Here is an 18,837-nt window from a genome sequence, read left to right on the forward strand (position 1 = left end):
AATGAAAAAGATATTAAAACCATTTATATTATTAATTGCCCTATCCTTCGTGATCTCAGGTTGCGGAAACGGTGGGGGGAAAGACACCATTACGGTTTCAGGCAAGATGTGGACTGAACAGTTTATTTTAACGCAAATGATGGCTGAACTTCTCAAAGAGAAAACAGACCTGGATGTTAAAGTGGAAGAAGGACTGGGGGAAGTATCGATTTTGACGCCCGCTCTTGAAAAAGGTGACATCGACGTATATATCGAGTACACAGGAACCGGACTCGAAGCGGTGTTAAAAGAGCAGGCGAAGGAAGGGGCTTCAGCTGAAGAAATTCTATCTCAAGTCCGTAAAGGATACGAAGAAAAATTCAATGTGACATGGTTAAAACCACTGGGATTCGAGAACACGTATACCCTTGCTTATACTCAAGATCAGGACTTTGATGCCAAAACGTTCTCTGACCTTGTTCCCCTTTCGAAAGATTTAAGCTTTGGTGCGCCGCATCAATTCTACGAACGTGAAGGTGATGGGTACGATGCATTTGCAGAGGCATATGGTTACGAATTCAAAGCGAAAGAAAGCTTTGACCCGAACATTATGTATGAAGCAGTGAAGAACGGAGATGTAGATATTATTCCGGCCTTTACAACCGATGGAAGAATACAACGTTACAATCTCAAAACGACTACGGATGACAAAGGATTCTTCCCACCCTATGATGCTGCTCCTATCATCCGTCAGGAAGTTCTGGAAGAGCATCCTGAAGTAGAAGAAGTCCTGAATGAATTAGCAGGACAAATTTCTGAGGAAGAGATGAGTGAGATGAATGCAAAGGTGGATATGGATAAACAAGATCCCAAAGACGTAGCGCGTGAATTTCTCCTATCCAAGGGATTAATTGAAGAGTAACCGATCAAGAAGTGTCAGAAAGGATTAGGAGTAGCAACACGTCCTTTGTCCCTCTGACACTTCATTCTGTTTAGATGAATTTATAAAATTTTGAAAAATTAAAGGGAAATATGATATAAAAGAAGAATAGGTCTTAAGAAACAGTCAAGAATGAATGGATAAGGAACGATGAAGGAGTTGTAAGCATCTATGGAAAACCCATCCCGACAGGAAATTGGAAACATCCTTAAACAATCAAAACGCATTGCGGTGATCGGATTAAGTGACAATCCTGCACGTACATCTTATATGGTCTCAAAAGCGATGCAGGATCAAGGCTATGAGATTATCCCTGTAAATCCAACCATTGATTCCGCATTGGGTGTTAAAGCGGTATCTTCTCTGAAGGAGATTGAAGGACCGATTGACATTGTCAATGTATTTCGCCGCTCAGAATTTTTACCAGAGATCGCGATAGAATTTGATGAAATCGACTCTAACGTGTTTTGGGCGCAACAGGGTGTAATGAATGAAGAGGCTTATCGCTTTTTGAAAGAACGTGGGTATACAGTCATTATGGATCGCTGTATTAAGGTTGAACATGCTTTAACCAAATAACTCTCACTCGTAACAAGCGGCTCTTACCGCTTGTTTTTTTTCGGGTCGACTTTTCTTCTTTCACCACTAAAAAAACCGGTTCATACAGTAGAAAACAGTCCAATATCAAAGCTGTTCTAGGAAATTACATTTGCGAAAATCAAATAAAACGCTACAATAAGCAATAGTGGTTTACCTCAGAAATGATCAAAACAGGTAAACGAACAAACGTTCTTGTGTTATAGTTAACATATACATAACCAATACTACCGTACAAGCACTATTTACGGATAGAGAAGTTTTGAAAGGGGAATGTTCGTGGCCAACCAGAATAAGACCATGGATTACAATGATGATGCCATTCAAGTATTAGAAGGTTTAGAAGCCGTACGTAAGAGACCTGGAATGTATATAGGCTCTACAGATTCAAGAGGATTGCATCATTTAGTATACGAAATTGTCGATAATTCGGTGGATGAAGCATTAGCAGGCTTCGGAAATGAGATTATTGTAACGATACATAAGGATAATAGCATCTCTGTGCAGGATAAAGGACGCGGGATGCCTACTGGAATGCATAAGCTTGGCAAGCCCACACCTGAAGTCATCTTGACTGTGTTGCACGCAGGAGGGAAATTCGGTCAAGGCGGGTACAAGACCAGTGGCGGCTTGCATGGTGTAGGTGCCTCAGTCGTAAACGCCCTATCTGAATGGCTTGTTGTGACGATTGAAAGAGATGGAATGAAGTATGAACAGCGTTTCACAAAAGGTGGAAAACCGGAAACCACTCTTGAGAAAATCGGAAAAACAAAAAAATCCGGAACCTGTATCCATTTCAAACCTGACCCGGAGATCTTCAGTAATACCACCTATAATTATGAAACGCTATGTGAGCGTCTAAGGGAATCTGCATTCCTTCTTAAAGGATTAAAAATTGAAATCATTGATGAGCGTCATGATCAGAAGGAAGTCTTTCACTTTGAGAGCGGGATCCAGGCCTTTGTTCAATACTTAAACGAAGAAAAAGATGTGCTTCATAACGTAGCTTTCTTTGAAGGAGAAAATCATACCATCGAAGTGGAGTTCGCCTTTCAATTTAATGACGGGTTCTCTGAAAACATTCTGTCATTCGTGAACAATGTTCGTACTAAAGACGGAGGTACCCACGAAGCCGGAGCAAAGACCGCCATGACCCGTGTCTTTAATGAGTACGCACGAAAAGTTGGGATTTTAAAAGATCGGGACAAAAATCTTGAAGGGACCGACATTCGTGAAGGCCTTGCCAGTATCGTTTCTGTGCGTATACCGGAACATCTCCTTCAATTTGAAGGGCAGACGAAAGGAAAGCTCGGTACGAGTGAAGCACGTTCAGCCGTGGATGCGGTTGTTTCGGAGCACCTTCTATATTTCTTAGAAGAAAATCCCGATACAAGTTCCCTTCTTATTAAAAAATCCATAAAAGCCGCCCAAGCCCGGGAAGCAGCACGTAAGGCAAGGGAAGATGCGCGTAACGGAAAGAAACGAAAGCGATCTGAAACCGTTCTATCTGGTAAATTAACACCTGCTCAATCGAGAAATCCAGCCCGTAACGAACTCTATCTTGTGGAGGGTGATTCTGCGGGAGGTTCAGCGAAACAAGGTCGTGACCGTAAATTCCAAGCGATCCTTCCACTTCGGGGGAAAGTCATCAATACTGAAAAAGCCAAGCTTCAGGATATCTTCAAAAATGAAGAAATCAATACAATCATACATGCGATCGGTGGTGGAGTCGGTCCGGAATTCAACGTCGGCGACATCAATTACGACAAAATTGTCATCATGACCGATGCCGATACAGATGGGGCCCATATCCAGGTTCTTTTGCTGACCTTCTTCTATCGCTACATGAAACCATTATTAGAAGCGGGGAAAGTTTATATTGCACTTCCTCCTCTCTACAAAGTAAGTAAAGGTACAGGAAAGAAACAAAAGCTTGAATACGCATGGACGGATGAAGAGCTTCAAGGAGCCATCTCTAAAGTTGGTAAAGGGTATATGATCCAGCGCTATAAAGGTCTTGGAGAAATGAACGCCGATCAGCTGTGGGAAACGACTATGGATCCTGAAACACGTGCATTGATCCGTGTCCGCATTGATGATGCTGCACGGGCTGAACGTCGGGTGACGACTCTTATGGGAGATAAAGTAGAGCCGCGCCGTAAATGGATTGAAAGCAATGTAGCATTTGGATTAGAAGAAGATGGAAGTATTCTTGAAAATGAAAACATTACGGTCGCAGAGGAGGGGTAATACATGACAACTGTAGAAAGATATCAAGACTTACCTCTGGAGGAGGTACTTGGCGACCGATTTGGACGTTATAGTAAATACATTATCCAAGAGCGTGCATTACCTGATGCCCGTGACGGGTTAAAGCCCGTACAAAGACGTATCCTTTACGCTATGTACGTGGATGGAAACACCCAGGAAAAAGGATTCCGAAAATCAGCGAAAACCGTTGGTAATGTTATTGGTAACTACCATCCACATGGTGATACATCTGTGTATGACGCCATGGTGCGTATGAGTCAATCGTGGAAAGTGCGTAAATACTTAGTCGAGATGCACGGAAATAACGGAAGCATCGACGGAGATCCGCCTGCTGCCATGCGTTATACAGAGGCTCGACTTTCTGCTATCTCCATGGAGCTCTTACGTGATATCGATAAAAAAACCGTGGACTTTGTACCAAATTTTGATGATACATCCAGTGAACCAACTGTTTTGCCTTCACGTTTTCCGAACCTTTTAGTTAACGGTTCTACTGGTATCTCTGCAGGATATGCAACTGACATTCCACCTCATCACCTTGATGAAGTCATTGATGCGACAATCATGCGTATGGAAAAGCCGCAAAGCACGGTGGATGATTTAATGACGGTCTTAAAAGGACCTGATTTTCCAACAGGGGGCATCATTCAAGGGGTAGACGGCATCAAAAAGGCCTACGAAACCGGAAAAGGAAAAGTGGTTGTTCGTGGAAAAGCTGATATTGAAAACATCCGCGGAAGTAAACAACAGATCGTCATTACGGAAATTCCTTATGAGGTAAACAAAGCGAATCTCGTCAAGAAAATGGATGAATTCCGTGTAGATCGCAAAGTGGAAGGAATTGCAGAAGTTCGTGATGAAACAGACCGCGATGGGATGCGCATTGTCATTGAGTTAAAGAAAGATGCAGATGCTACTGGCGTCTTAAACTACCTCTATAAAAACAGTGATCTTCAAATCGCCTATAACTTTAATATGGTTGCGATACATAACCGTCGTCCTAAACTAATGGGACTGCGTGAACTATTGGATGCTTATATTCAACATCAAAAAGAAGTAGTGACAAATCGTACCAGACATGATCTAAATAAAGCGAAGGATCGACAGCATATTGTCGAAGGCTTAATGAAAGCTCTGTCAATATTAGATCAAGTTATAGGAACGATCCGTGCTTCGAAAGATAAACGGGATGCGAAGGATAATTTAATTCAGCAATTTCAATTTACTGAAGCACAGTCAGAAGCGATCGTCAGCCTACAGTTATACCGCTTAACGAATACAGACATCACTGCACTGCAGGCAGAAGCTGAAGAATTAGCGAGAACGATCGCTGAGTTAACGGCTATCCTGGAAAGTGAAAACAAACTTTACAGTGTAATCAAAAAAGAATTAAAAGGCATCAAAAAACAGTTCTCTGATGCTCGCCGCACTAAAATTGAGGATGAGATTGAAGAAATTAAAATCAACCTTGAAGTACTGATCGCAAGTGAGGATGTCATGGTTACCGTTACCCGTGATGGTTACATGAAACGAACTAGTCTACGTTCCTATTCTGCTTCAAACGGGCAAGATCTCGCCATGAAAGAAACAGACAGACTCCTTGGTCAGTATGAGATGAACACGACTGATGTACTTTTAGTGTTCACAAACAAAGGGAATTACATCTATTGCCCTGTACACGAGCTCCCGGATATTCGCTGGAAAGACCTTGGTCAACATGTTGGAAACATCGTACCGATAGATCGCGATGAACAGGTTCTAAAAGCGATACCGATTAGAGAATTTGATCCATCCCAATATCTATTATTTGTAACGAAGAATGGAATGATCAAAAGATCTGAGCTTCCCCAATACAAAGCACAGCGCTACTCCCGTCCTCTAGTAGGAATTAATTTAAAAGGAGACGATGTGCTGGTCGATGTACACTTAACAGATGGTTCCTATGATATATTCATCGCTACACACTTAAGCTATGGTCTTTGGTTTTCCGAGGAAGATGTGAACATCGTCGGACCACGGGCAGCTGGTGTAAAAGGGATTAACCTTAAAGATGACGATTATGTTGTGTCAGGTAAGGTCATTAAAGACCCAGTGAAGAATTACATTTTCTTGGCAACCCAGCGAGGGGCTGTAAAGAAAATGAAATTAGCCGAATTTGAAAAGACATCCCGTGCCAAACGTGGAGTCATCATGCTGCGGGAATTGAAATCAAACCCACATCGTGTAGTAAGAATAGAAGTAGTTAAGGATACAGATAAGGTAGTTCTGATCACGAAAAAGGGAAGGACAGAAGAGGTGCTCCTTTCAGATCTTAGACCAAATGACCGTTATTCAAATGGATCATTTGTGATTGATGAAGGAGATAGCGGATCTGTTTGTGAAACGTGGGCGGAATCACTGCTACCCGAAACAAAAGAATAATATCCATTAAAACGACCAGAACTTTTTCTGGTCGTTTTTTAATATCCGTATGCTATCAAATGAATATATAATGTATATTCATTCGAAATTGTTGTACAATACCAGAGAAAAATTGTACAACAATTAATATTATTTCAACAATATGAATTTATCAGTTGAATAGACATCTGTTTTTTGATAGATTATAAAAGTGTCTGAATGGGTAAACATACATAGGATCATACATTATTTGTCATAAACACAAACATCTAGGGGGAACAATTATGGAGTTATTTACAAGTATAATAGGCACCTTAAATGACTATATGTGGTCATACATACTGATTGTGGCGCTTATCGGTCTCGGTTTATACTTCTCATTACGAACAAATTTCGCACAATTCCGTTACTTAAGAGAAATGGGAAGATTATTGACAGATAAAACAACGATCTCAGCAGAAGGAAAACGGGGGATCTCTTCCTTCCAGGCTTTCACCATCAGTACCGCATCCCGTGTCGGTACAGGAAACCTTGCCGGTGTTGCTACAGCGATTGCAGGCGGTGGACCAGGAGCCGTATTCTGGATGTGGCTGATTGCCCTTTTGGGTGGGGCAACAAGCTTCGTAGAGAGTACACTTGCACAAATCTATAAAGTGAAAGACGGAAAAGACGGCTACCGAGGTGGTCCCGCTTACTATATGGAAAAGGGATTGAATGCCCGTTGGATGGGAATCCTGTTTGCCATTATCATTACATTCTGTTTCGGCCTTGTGTTCAATTCGGTACAATCCAATACGATTTCTCTTGCAATGGAAGAAGCGTATTCATTTGATCGTTTGACTGTTGGTATCATTCTTGCCGTGTTAACAGCTCTTGTTATTTTCGGAGGGGTAAAGAGAATTGCCAGTGTAACTCAAATTGTCGTTCCGGTCATGGCGGTTCTATATTTGATTCTGGCATTCTTTATTCTAGTCACCAATATCACCATGCTGCCAAATATGTTTGTGATCATTTTTGAAAATGCATTTGGTATTCGTGAAGTAGCAAGTGGCGGAGTAGGGGCAGCCATCATGATGGGAATCAAACGCGGTTTATTCTCGAATGAAGCCGGTATGGGTAGTGCGCCGAACGCAGCCGCATCTGCTGGTGTCACTCATCCCGTTAAACAAGGACTAATACAAACACTTGGGGTGTTCACTGATACCCTGCTTATCTGTACAGCAACAGCCTTCATGATCATCCTGTCTGACCAATACACCACAGGGATCGATGGCATCCAGCTGACGCAGGCAGCCTTAAGTTTCCATGTAGGGGAATGGGCAGATACATTTGTCGCTGTCGCTATATTCTTGTTCGCCTTCAGTTCGATTATCGGAAACTATTACTACGGGGAAACCAATATTGAGTTTATTAAATACAGCCCGGTTACTCTATTCATCTACCGAATGGCCGTTCTTGGCATGGTGATTTTCGGAGCGGTTGTCAAACTGGATATTGTTTGGAGCCTGGCAGATTTATTTATGGGTCTCATGGCGATCATCAACTTAATCGCCATCACGTTATTAGCTAAAATCGCGATATCTGCACTAAAAGATTACCGAGAACAAAAGAGACAAGGGAAAGATCCTGTTTTCTACTCCAACTCTATTAAGGGGTTAAAAGGAATTGAAAGCTGGGAAGCAAAACCTGAAACAACAACAGAACAAAAATAATATGAATGGACCAACCTTTATGATGGGTTGGTCTTTTTTTACTTGTTTTATACTAAGAAAAATGCAAAAAAGAAACGATAATCATTACATAGATTTTCCTTCTTTGGTGAAAATAAAAGTGAATAATTTTCTAAAGAGGAGAGAGAACCATGAGAAAAGAATTACTATTTGCTTTCGGTGCTTTCTTTGTTATGTCCCTCCATGCCATTGCAGGAAACTTCTCCAGTGAACCAATGGAAAAACAGCCTGTAAATGAAATGACTGTCAATGAGTATACAAAAGATGTAACCGGCGATGGTAAAAAGGATACGATTACGCTTAAGGCGATTCCGTTTTCTCCTGATGCCCTATTTCTGAAACAAATTTGGGCGGATATTAAAACGTCTGAAGGAAGTAAGATTCGAATTGATTATGAAGGTGGTTATGAGCCGAAGATCCAATTCGTTGATTTAAATCATGATGGAATAAAGGATATGCTGTACTCATCCGCTACAGGGGGAAGCGGTGGCCTCTATAATGTAGCCCTCCATACGTTAGCAGATAATAAGCTGGTCGACATCGGATTACCTGAGCCGCTAACCATCCAGGCTCAATTTGAAGATGATTACAAAGCTTCCATTACCTTTGTAGATACAAATCAATCCTACACAGTCGATTTACGTGACCGAAAAGAAGACTATGATCGATTAGGGATATACACAAACGGAACCTTAAATGAACCTATGGAATTAATGGTTTTACCGTATGCATTTTTTGAGCCGACTAAAATCACCGGCAAACCTGGTAAGGGATTAAAAGGATATCAGCAAATAAGCGGTGCTTATAAGGCAGATGGCATCGGAACGGCCACATCTTATTGGTATTATGAAAATGATCAATGGAACTTGATGAAGATAAAGTGGAAAGCAAATAAATAGCTGAACCATTTCTAGGCTTTTATCATAATCTGTTGTAAGCCCATTTTTGTAAAGGAGGCTTACACATGAGTGAATTCAAGCCTGAAAAGCTAACTGTCACGTATTTACCTCCAGCTTCAATATTCAATCCCATTGATAACCGTAAGTATACATTGACCCATTCTGATACGACGGGTGAATTATTTTTAAGCGTTGGTTGTCACTTTGATTTAGAGAAGATCAATCCATCCATGAGGGACGAAGTATTAGGAGAATGGAGAAGAGACCTTGGTCAATACACTCTTGCGGGAACCGTGTATGTGAGTGGGGGAGAATATGACCAACAGCTATCCAACGTACGATTCATGATTTTCAAAAAGGAACTCCCATTGGCTTTAACAGCAATGGTAAACGGTGATAAGGGCTTCTACACGTACTATCCATGGCTGTTGGATGCACCCATCATCGTCTGCTTTGAATCTGTATTCCCGGAATTTCAGCAAACGCTTTATTTCGGGACACCAAGACAATATTTATTGAAATAGCGCTCAAGCATAAAGAGGTTCAGATTCAATGTGAACTCTTTATGCTTATTTTTGTGCAGCCTCACTACAAGTATGTATAAAGAGGGCGGCTTAGATGGAACAAGTGGGTGTATGATTAGATAGGGGTTAAGTAAGCCAGAGTGAAATGTTTAATAAAGTAGAAAATAATCGCAAAGAAATCGACTGACCAGGATGATATTATGTAAACTAACAAATAAGTATGAACGTGAACGCAGCTAACAAATGAAATAATACATTAAGAAGAAAAAACAAAACAGTATTGAAATCAACTAGTTAAATTATCAGATAATAAAAAGAAAATCCTTAAAAAATCATTTGATATCCTGATACAATAATTAAGATGCATGACCAGATTGAATGTATCATGAGCAGAATGAATTTAGGAACTGATAATAAACCAAAATAAATGAAAAGGATTAACCAAATTTAATTGTTGATGTACAGTGTCTCATTTTTATCTTTTGTCTCAATATTAACAGTATACTTGTGATATGAGACTTAAATCGGTTATTTCACTTATGTTCCTATAATAAATATTATGTAAACTAAAAACTAGAAACGATCGTTGAGGAATCGATAACTTTATCCCCCCTCCACTTCCGATGCCGTGCGACACAGATTCTTCACATCGATTTAGTTAAATTCTTTATCATTCCTTAAATCAATTATCCCAATATCATCCCATTTGATTTGTAGATTATAAAGGCGTTTGACCATTTCAACTTAATTCCCTAGATATTTTTGAAACGGAAAATACCTCAGGACAAAAACAAATTCACCTGCATCTTTTTCCTCTCACGATAATAATTTCTTATCATAGGATATGGATAAGATCTAATCTCTTCATTCACAAATTGGTTAAGAAAGCTGTGATTTGACAAGATGAAAAACTGTAATGATGATTACTTCTCATTTCAAAATCTACAGGAAATTGGGATGTCATTTGACAAGGTCTTTGAACATATTGTAAAGTTCATGAGATTGGAGCCAAATGGTAACTATCGATTAATGGTAGGGACTGATTCTCAAGTTCATCAATCCCATACCACCTTCATAACAGGGATTGTGATATTAAATGAAGGAAATGGCGTGTGGGCATGCATAAGAAAAGTGTTAATCCCTAGGAGAATGCTGCAATTGCATGAGCGGATTTCCTATGAATTGTCTTTATCCGAGGAAATTGTTTCGTTCTTTACTGAGGAAAGAAAAAATCAGTTAATTGATATAATCCTTCCATATCTTTATGAAGGAGCTACATTTTCAATCGAGGGACATATTGATATTGGGGCTGGAAAACAGAATAAAACAAGCAAGTTTGTTAAGGAAATGGTTGCCAGGATGGAAGCAATGGGCGTCGAACCGAAAATTAAACCTGATGCCTTCGTCGCTTCCAGTTATGCCAACCGTTACACAAAATAAAAGACTTACTACTACATTGTTCTCTAAATTAAAAATACCAAAAAACTGGTAATGTTCCAGTCTGTATTGATGTTTAGTATACATCCATCATTCTTACTGGCTATTTCTTCTCATTCTCAAACAAATGAACATCTGCTCCCTCCTTATCTGATCAAAACACATAGAAATTAGGACTTCTGCCCAAGCACAGTGGACAAAGTTGCATAGTATAAAGTAAGTCGGGGTCTACCTTGACAATTTTATAGAAGATAGGGGGATTTATTATGTGGTTCCCATTTTTCAATCAGTGTGATAGAAACAGAAGAGATGATTTTCCTTGTTGTCGTTTTTGGGACAACTTAATGTTCATCCACTGTTCATGCGATGATGACTATGACGTTTGCGACATGCCAAGAAGAAGAGAATTCGAAGAACAAGAAGTGAAATGTTTTAAAATTAAGGACAAACATGACTGTAAATGTCATAAAAAAGATCACCATCATCGTGATTGCGGATGTAAAAAGCATGGACACCCTTGTGGATGCCATAAGAAGGATCATCAACATAAATGTCATTGTCCTAAATGCAAACGCAATTTCTAAGTAAAAAACCTATACCACTGATAGTTTTATCTGATAAAGAGGTTATATACTCTCTATGAGCACGGGGGTCCCCGTGCTCAATTTTTTTCGTATAATTAAATATATTTTTAAGTTAACGCTTTTTAAATCTTTGTTTTTCTCTGGTTTACGGGCATTTTCGCACCAACTTGCTTAATTCCACTAAAAAGAACAAGTGTTCGATTCATGGTATCTGTTTTGAAAATCGACTAAATTCATTAAAAGTGAAAAACTTTACTATACATTGTCAACGCTTCGATCTGCTCCAAGTCCGGCTCGTATCCAATACCTGGCGCTTCAGGTACAACTATATATCCATCTTTCATTTCCACCTCAGGTTGAATGATATCCCGCTTCCAGTAATGAGAAGATGGTGCCGTATCGACAGGCAGGGTGAAATTCCCCAATGACGTGATGGCAATGTTGTGAGCCCTTCCTATCCCTGATTCAAGCATCCCCCCACACCACATAGGTATATTGTGCTCCACACATAAATCATGGATTTTCTTTGATTCCGTGAGACCTCCGACACGTCCGATTTTCAAATTAATAATCTTACAGCTTCCGAGTTCAATTGCTTTTCTCGCATCCTCAAAACTGTGAATACTCTCATCTAAACAGATTGGCGTTTTAAGTTGAGACTGCAACTTTGCATGATCAATGATATCATCATGATCCAAAGGTTGTTCAATCATCATTAAATCGAATTCATCCAGAGCTTTGAGGGTTTCGATGTCATTTAGAGAATAAGCGCAGTTTGCATCGGCCATGAGTGGAATTTCAGGAAATTCCTGTCGAATCGATCTGATGATCCCGGTATCCCATCCTGGTTGAATTTTCACCTTGATCCGCTTATAGCCTTCTTTTAAATAATCTTCAATTTGTTTTAACATAAGTGTCTCGGATTGCTGAATGCCTACACTTACTCCTACTTCGATTCTGTCTTTGGTCCCCCCTAGTGCTTTTGCTAACGGGAGGTTGTTTTCCTTTGCATATAGGTCCCAAACTGCAGCTTCAATGGCCGCTTTTGCATTATTATTGCCTCTGATTTTCTTAAATTTGCCGGTCACCTCATCAGGATGTTGGACCGCTTCCTCCTTAAGAAGAGGGATCAAGTGGTCGCTCATCATATGCCAGTTGGTTTCCACCGTTTCTTCGTTATAGATCGGCTGTGTGATCGCGACCGACTCCCCCCATCCTGATATCCCTGAAGCTGATTTCACTTCAACGAGAATAATCGTTTTATCCGTTTCCGTCCCTACACTCGTCGTAAAAGGATGCAATAAATCCATCTTGATCTGTCTAAGAATGATTCGTTTAATTTCCATTATCATGATCACCTTTCTCCATGAGGTATAGATATTGTCCGGGTTGTTCATTATCTTTGACTAGGTCTGTCACAATCCAGCCATGATTTAAGTAATGAGAAAAGACATCTCTTGTTTTTTTCCGCCAATCGATAGCAAGTGAAAGATTTTCCCTTTTGATCTCCTGGAAATGGCCCGGAACCGAAACGGAAATGTGATTTTGGCTTATGGTTAAATCCACCTTATCTACAAGCCACCCATGTTCACATTCTTTTAAATCAATAGCAGAATGAAGGTCATTCCCTGTCACACTATTACTCTTCGATTGACTTATCCACCATTCTACAAGAAACCGGTCCGTCGCTATTCCTGCATTTAATTGATCGGACATTTCTCCATATATATTGGGGATATACGTACGCACAACAGCACCTAGTTTATGTAAGTTCAGGTTACCGTTCACAGTTTCCAACGGATCATACGTCCAGGTGATGACATCATATCCCATCTCACCGGCTGTATTTTTTTGTGCTCGTTTCAACTTTTCTCCAATCCCAAATCTCCTGAAATCGGGATGTATCCCTAAACTATGGGATACAAGATACACCTTTTTCCCATCAAAACCGGGAAAACTATATTGAAAGCCGATAAGCTTCTCCTGATAATAGGCTCCAAGAATAAACCCGCCGTTCTTCACCACAGCTACACTCTGATTAACCGGTATAGAATCTTCAAAACTCCACACAAGTGACTCCAATTTTCTGACATCCTCTAAATCCTCTACATTGTGTAGCATCCGGATCTTCAATGATGATTGTTCTTCATGTTTCACGATCTCTACCTCCTCATATCCAGTCGTGCCGATCCGCTACTAATAACATCTCTATTAATATCTTTGTTCCATAAACCAGAGATTCTTGATTAAATTCCATTGAAGGATGATGCAATCCTGGTGAGAGACCACATCCAAGCCCAATCATAGTAGAAGATAAACCAGGATGATTGAGCGAATAAAAATGAAAGTCTTCTGCACCAGGAGAGATACATGCCGATGCCACATTGTCCTCTCCAAGAACCGAACGAATGGCTTCACGAGCCAGCTCGATTGCCCGTGGATCCCTTACAGCCGCTGGTAGATATTCTTCCACTTGATAGGTGATGCCGGTATCCGTCTCTTGTTGTATACCTGAAATCACCTGTTCTGCCTTTTCCAATAATGCTGTCATGGTGTCATTCGATTCAGCTCTTAAATCGAAGGTGAAATGTGCATTTTCCGGAATGGAGTTGGATGATTCACCTCCGTGCAGCTCCGTGATCTTAATGGAATAATGATTGTTGACATTCAACCTGATCCGTTTGACCGCTTGAATTAATAAAGAGGCTGCCTCCAGGGGGTTATTCCCGTGTTCCGGCCTTGCTGCATGTGCAGGTATTCCTTTAATCGTTCCCTTAAGCGTAGCAGTAGAGCTATGAACGATGACGGGAGCAGCTATTCCATAAGGGACCTCCATTTCAGGTCGAAGATGAATCCCTCCAAGAAACTTAACATTATAGAGAACGTTCTCTTCTATCATTTTCAGAGCCCCTGCTGCCTTTTCTTCAGCGGGTTGAAAGATAAAGCGAACCGTATGATTCAGTTTTTTTTCCGCAAGAGCAAGAGCTGTATACAAAACCATTGTACTATGGGCATCATGACCACAAGAATGATTCGGTTTAACCACCCCATCCACTTCTTGAAGCAATGCATCCATATCGGCACGAAGAGCAATTACCTCTGACTGCTCACCCTTTAATTCTGCAATAAATCCGTAATGCCCTTCGTATGTTTTAACAGAAAAACCAGCCTCTGAAAGTTTAGTTTTTAAATAGCTGGATGTCTTTTCTTCCATCCAGCTCGGTTCAGCCAGCTGATGCAGCTCCTGATAGGTTTTTAGAATCTCATCATGATGTTCATCTACAAATTTCATTGTGTTTCTTCCTCCTATCAAAAAATCATATGTGCAATCACTACGACAATTGGTAGAGTAATACATGTCCGGATTAGAAAGATCAAAATCAAATCTACGATACTGACAGGCAGCTTCGAACCGAGAAGCAATCCACCCATTTCAGACATATAGATTAATTGTGTAACAGATACACATGCAATGACAAAACGGGTAAGTTCACTTTCAATTCCACTACCGATAACAGCAGGAAGGAACATATCGGCGAATCCGACGACCATGGTCTGGGCCGCTTCACTTGCTTCAGGAACTTGCATGATGGTAAGGATTGGTTCGAAAGGTTTCCCAAGATAGGTGAAAAAAGGTGTATACTCTGCTATCACTAATGCTACTGTGCCTATCGCCATAACGATCGGTAAGACACCAAGCCACATATCCAATACGTTCTGAACGCCTTCTTTCACGACAGAAACAGGTCCATTATTTTTTTTAGCCTTCGATACAGCTTGGTGAAAGCCCCATTTAACAACGGAGAAATCAGATGGAATCCCTGTTTCGTTCTTTAACTCAGTTCTTTCATAACCAGTATTCGGTTTTCTTGATAATGGTGGTATCCGTGGCATGATTAATGCAGCTACAAGGCCGGCAAAGATAATCGTTGCGTAATAGTGAAGGAAATATTGCTCTAAGTTCAAGTAAGAAATGACCACAATCGTAAACGTAATGGAAACAACCGAGAAAGTAGTGGCAATCACAGCCGCTTCCCGTTTGGTGTAATACCCTTCTTCATATTGCTTAGTCGTCAGAAGAACACCTATTGTGCCGTCTCCTACCCATGACGCCAGGCAGTCGAGTGAAGAACGGCCCGGTAAAGTGAAAACTGGTCTCATCACTTTCAGCAATAAGGCACCAAAGAACTCTAATAATCCGAAGTTAAGAAGGAGCGGAAGGAGTAAACCAGCCAGTAGAAAAGTAGAAAATAGAATAGGAATCAGATCATAGATTAAGAGTCCACCCGTATTTTCTGAGAAAACCATCCCTGGTCCTAATTGATAAATCGTCATCACGGCAAACACTGTTCCAAGGACACGTGCAACAAGCCAAAACGGACTAATGATTAAAAGAGTGCTCAAATATCGACTTTTTGTAATAAGGGCTGGTTTGATCGTTATCGCTATGAGTGACCCTATGACAGAGAGCGCCATAATCATTACTGTCATAGCAGGGATAACTTCACCTAAATGCACATTAATTTGTCCGGCTAAATAAGCGACGGGAATCGTTATGCCAGTTTCTGTTGTAATCGGTACAATAAATAATAGGATTCCAATCAATGATGGGACCAGGAATTTCCATATGTCACTGGTAGTAAATGCTTTCGCTTCTATTTTTTCATTCGTTTGTGAGACCCCGTTCATACACTCTCCACCCCTCTGTTTTATTCAATAAATAACCCCTGATTTGTATATAATTGCTCTAGCTTCCTTTGCCGAATACTTATATTGTCTTGATCTCGATGTTGAAGACCTATTAAAATGATTTCAACTAAACTAACGACAGATGCAATTGAATGATGTCCTGAATTCATCCCTTCTTCGGTTGTGAGTGTAAGGTCAGAAATCTGTCCGATTGGTGATAATTGTCTATTGGTGATCGCAATGACATAAGAACCTCGTTTTTTTGCCTCCTCCACAAGCTCAATGGATTCTGTGCGGAAACGGGGAAACGAAAACATAACCACAGTGGAACGTTGATCCAAATCACATATATCTTCAGGTGAAAATCCTGCTGGACTAGAGAGGAATACATTTGCCCTGTATTGTTTTAACGTATAATACATCCAATACGCCGCTCCATAAGAACTCCCAAATCCACCAATATAAACTCGCTCTGATTGTATTAAGCGATCAATGGTTTTCCAAATTTCTTTCACGTCTAATTGACTCATTAGCTGCTCCAGGACGGATTTTTCTTTCTCAATGACCTTACTGAATACACTCTCCTCACCACCATCTGTAGAGGATGAAGGAATTGATTCATTTCCATTAACCTTCTTCTTCTCTAACCAATCCCTTCGCACCACTTCCTGCATTTCAGAATATCCTTTAAAGCCTAACGCATAGCCTAATCGGATCACAGTTGTTTCACTTACACCAACTTTCCTCCCCATCTGAAAAGCCGTGAGTATCGCTGCTTCACCTTGATGTTGAAGAATCAACTCAGCCACTTTTTTTTGTCCGGCAGATAAGGAAGTATAGTTTTCTTTAATGATTCGTGCAATCGATTTTTGAACCATGACTTCTCCTCTCTATTCATTGAAGGAAATCCTTCTTTTTTTTAGTATAGTGTATTATATACTTCATATTCAATGAGAAATTTTATAATTCTGATATTTCCAAGTAGAAAGAATGCAGTCGAAGCGAAATGCTTCCTTTTAAAAAGACTTCACAACCTGAAAATGGCGCCCGATATAAAATATCAGACGCCATTTTATGGAAAACTATTGAATGATCTCTTGTTTTTAAACTTAGTTACTTTCTTGAGATCCTTTATATTGTTTTGGTTTCTTGATAGGTTCCTTTGTTGGTTCTTTCACTGGTTCCTTTGCTGGTTCTTTACTTGGTTCCTTTGCTGGTTCTTTACTTGGTTCCTTTGCTGGTTCCTTTGCTGGTTCTTTACTTGGTTCTTCGATTTTTACTGGACCTTCTTTTTCAGGTTTTTGTTCTTCTCCCATGTCTTCTTCTTTTTCTTGACCTTCACCTGCTCCTTGACCTTCACCTGCTCCTTGGCCTTCACCTGCTCCTTGGCCTTCACCTGCTCCTTGGCCTTCACCTGCTCCTTGGCCTTCGCCTGCACCTTGACCTTCACCTGCTCCTTGGCCTTCGCCTGCTCCTTGACCTTCACCTGCTCCTTGGCCTTCGCCTGCTCCTTGACCTTCACCTGCTCCTTGACCTTCACCTGCTCCTTGGCCTTCGCCTGCTCCTTGGCCTTCGCCTGCTCCTTGGCCTTCGCCTGCTCCTTGACCTTCGTTTTTACCACCTGATGGTGATGGGAACTTCAGTTTTGAGTAAGTATAGGTAATTGATTCAAACGTTTTATTATCCACTGCACCTGTAACTGGGAGTCCATGTTTTTTCTGAAAATACTTCACTCCCTGAACAGTGGTGCCATCATACTTACCATGAATTTTACCTGCGTAGCTCCCTATGGACTTAAGCATTCCCTGAATGACATAAACATCGGGTCCTTTTGCATCTTTACCAACAGCATTACTGACTGAAGACATGGAAAGGAGCAATATAAGAGCTAGAACAAAAGTGCCGAACCCCTTAATGATTTTATCCCCCAGGCTGCTTTTTTCTTCGTAAGATTTTTTGGTTAAAAACTTTTTCATTTCAGTACACCATCCTTATGTTGAAAGTTATAGTTACAAATCTTACTATCCCCAAAACATCTCGTCTCATGACTCGAATTGCGAACATTTTTTCAAATTATTTCTACCTGACGTTTATGTATTTTTGAAAAAAATAAATACTTGCATATATGAAATTTAAGGTAAATTCCCCATCACCCATTCTTAAAAAAAGATGTGAACAGAGAAAAAAACAAAAAAACACTTGAAAAATTCAAATGTTTTTTTGTCCGATACTTTCCACATAATATATTTTGATCATTCTTATCCTTGCAAACCGGACTGAAAGACAGTTGGACAATCCGTACGGGTAGGCTGATAAAAGCAATGACTTTTGAATCGGCCCGAATTTGCTTGATTATACCATTTACTTGGACAATTCCCCGCGGGCTTGAAAAACCACATGCTAAAACTTGCTGGATGTATCCGTCGACCATTGATTACTTTTCTAGCCATGTCGAGTTCGTTACTTTTTGCCCTTTGATAAAAGTATCCTTTTTGCGTAGCTTCGAACCCTCCAGGGCTTTGATAGACCATTTGTTTAATGCTTCTGATATTCTTAAAATCCAAACAATCACCTAATACCCGATTTACACCTACATTCCCGACCATCATCATCCCTTGATTTCCTTCACCCTCAGCTTCTGCTCTCATTAACCTGGCAAGAAGTTTAACCTCTTCTTCGTTATGCTTTATTAACGGCATTATATCACCCTTCCCCATATTCCTCATATCAATATATGGGCAGTCGGACTGTCCTATACTCAGTGCCTAATCGCCATTATCAGAAAAT

Annotated in this window: 16 protein-coding genes; 9 read left to right on the forward strand and 7 right to left on the reverse strand. The window is 40.5% G+C overall.

The features are described from left to right. Window position 1: 1 nt before the first annotated feature. The 9 genes from RSX31_RS04700 (at window position 2) to RSX31_RS04740 (ending at window position 11,365) form a co-directional block, all read left to right on the forward strand. Window positions 2-901, forward strand: a complete 900-nt coding sequence (locus tag RSX31_RS04700; RefSeq protein ID WP_148968962.1) for an ABC transporter substrate-binding protein — start codon at window positions 2-4, stop codon at window positions 899-901. A gap of 189 nt (window positions 902-1,090) precedes the next feature. Beyond that, a complete protein-coding gene (locus RSX31_RS04705) occupies window positions 1,091-1,498 on the forward strand; it encodes a CoA-binding protein (RefSeq protein WP_315633594.1) in 408 nt (135 codons plus the stop codon). A gap of 297 nt (window positions 1,499-1,795) precedes the next feature. After that, a complete protein-coding gene (parE, locus tag RSX31_RS04710) occupies window positions 1,796-3,766 on the forward strand; it encodes a DNA topoisomerase IV subunit B (protein ID WP_315633596.1) in 1,971 nt (656 codons plus the stop codon). Between the two features lie 3 nt (window positions 3,767-3,769). Further along, window positions 3,770-6,208, forward strand: a complete 2,439-nt coding sequence (gene parC / locus RSX31_RS04715) for a DNA topoisomerase IV subunit A (RefSeq protein ID WP_315633598.1) — start codon at window positions 3,770-3,772, stop codon at window positions 6,206-6,208. Window positions 6,209-6,471: 263 nt separating this feature from the next. Beyond that, entirely contained in the window at window positions 6,472-7,899 is a 1,428-nt protein-coding gene (locus tag RSX31_RS04720; RefSeq protein ID WP_148993914.1) for an alanine/glycine:cation symporter family protein, read from the forward strand. A 149-nt stretch (window positions 7,900-8,048) separates the two neighbouring features. Next, a complete protein-coding gene (locus RSX31_RS04725) occupies window positions 8,049-8,816 on the forward strand; it encodes a hypothetical protein (protein ID WP_148993915.1) in 768 nt (255 codons plus the stop codon). 65 nt (window positions 8,817-8,881) lie between these two features. Beyond that, the gene (locus tag RSX31_RS04730; protein ID WP_148993916.1) at window positions 8,882-9,340 is read left to right on the forward strand and encodes a staygreen family protein; all 459 of its coding nucleotides are present in this window, start codon (window positions 8,882-8,884) and stop codon (window positions 9,338-9,340) included. A gap of 957 nt (window positions 9,341-10,297) precedes the next feature. Continuing rightward, window positions 10,298-10,780: a ribonuclease H-like YkuK family protein gene (locus RSX31_RS04735; protein WP_397548075.1), complete on the forward strand. Its 483-nt coding sequence runs from the start codon at window positions 10,298-10,300 to the stop codon at window positions 10,778-10,780. Window positions 10,781-11,227: 447 nt separating this feature from the next. Then, window positions 11,228-11,365: a hypothetical protein gene (locus RSX31_RS04740; RefSeq protein WP_187443505.1), complete on the forward strand. Its 138-nt coding sequence runs from the start codon at window positions 11,228-11,230 to the stop codon at window positions 11,363-11,365. 232 nt (window positions 11,366-11,597) lie between these two features. On the opposite strand, the gene menC is transcribed toward RSX31_RS04740, so the two are convergent. From menC to RSX31_RS04775, 7 genes are all read right to left on the reverse strand, one after another. Further along, complete coding sequence (gene menC / locus RSX31_RS04745; RefSeq protein WP_315633603.1) at window positions 11,598-12,707, reverse strand: o-succinylbenzoate synthase; 1,110 nt, start codon at window positions 12,705-12,707, stop codon at window positions 11,598-11,600. Then, window positions 12,697-13,518, reverse strand: a complete 822-nt coding sequence (locus RSX31_RS04750; RefSeq protein ID WP_315633605.1) for a GNAT family N-acetyltransferase — start codon at window positions 13,516-13,518, stop codon at window positions 12,697-12,699. The genes menC and RSX31_RS04750 overlap by 11 nt, the downstream gene beginning before the upstream one ends. A 13-nt stretch (window positions 13,519-13,531) precedes the next feature. Further along, the gene (locus tag RSX31_RS04755; RefSeq protein WP_315633607.1) at window positions 13,532-14,653 is read right to left on the reverse strand and encodes an amidohydrolase; all 1,122 of its coding nucleotides are present in this window, start codon (window positions 14,651-14,653) and stop codon (window positions 13,532-13,534) included. A gap of 17 nt (window positions 14,654-14,670) precedes the next feature. Next, the gene (locus RSX31_RS04760) at window positions 14,671-16,050 is read right to left on the reverse strand and encodes a YjiH family protein (RefSeq protein WP_315633608.1); all 1,380 of its coding nucleotides are present in this window, start codon (window positions 16,048-16,050) and stop codon (window positions 14,671-14,673) included. Between the two features lie 20 nt (window positions 16,051-16,070). Then, complete coding sequence (locus RSX31_RS04765; protein WP_315633609.1) at window positions 16,071-16,928, reverse strand: MurR/RpiR family transcriptional regulator; 858 nt, start codon at window positions 16,926-16,928, stop codon at window positions 16,071-16,073. A 231-nt stretch (window positions 16,929-17,159) separates the two neighbouring features. Then, window positions 17,160-18,026 (reverse strand): peptidoglycan-binding domain-containing protein, encoded by an 867-nt coding sequence (locus RSX31_RS04770; RefSeq protein ID WP_315633610.1) that lies wholly within the window; start codon window positions 18,024-18,026, stop codon window positions 17,160-17,162. A gap of 282 nt (window positions 18,027-18,308) precedes the next feature. Next, complete coding sequence (locus RSX31_RS04775) at window positions 18,309-18,749, reverse strand: cell wall hydrolase (protein ID WP_315633612.1); 441 nt, start codon at window positions 18,747-18,749, stop codon at window positions 18,309-18,311. Window positions 18,750-18,837: the final 88 nt, after the last annotated feature.

It is taken from the genome of Rossellomorea yichunensis, from assembly GCF_032337515.1.
GTDB lineage: Bacteria > Bacillota > Bacilli > Bacillales > Bacillaceae_B > Rossellomorea > Rossellomorea yichunensis.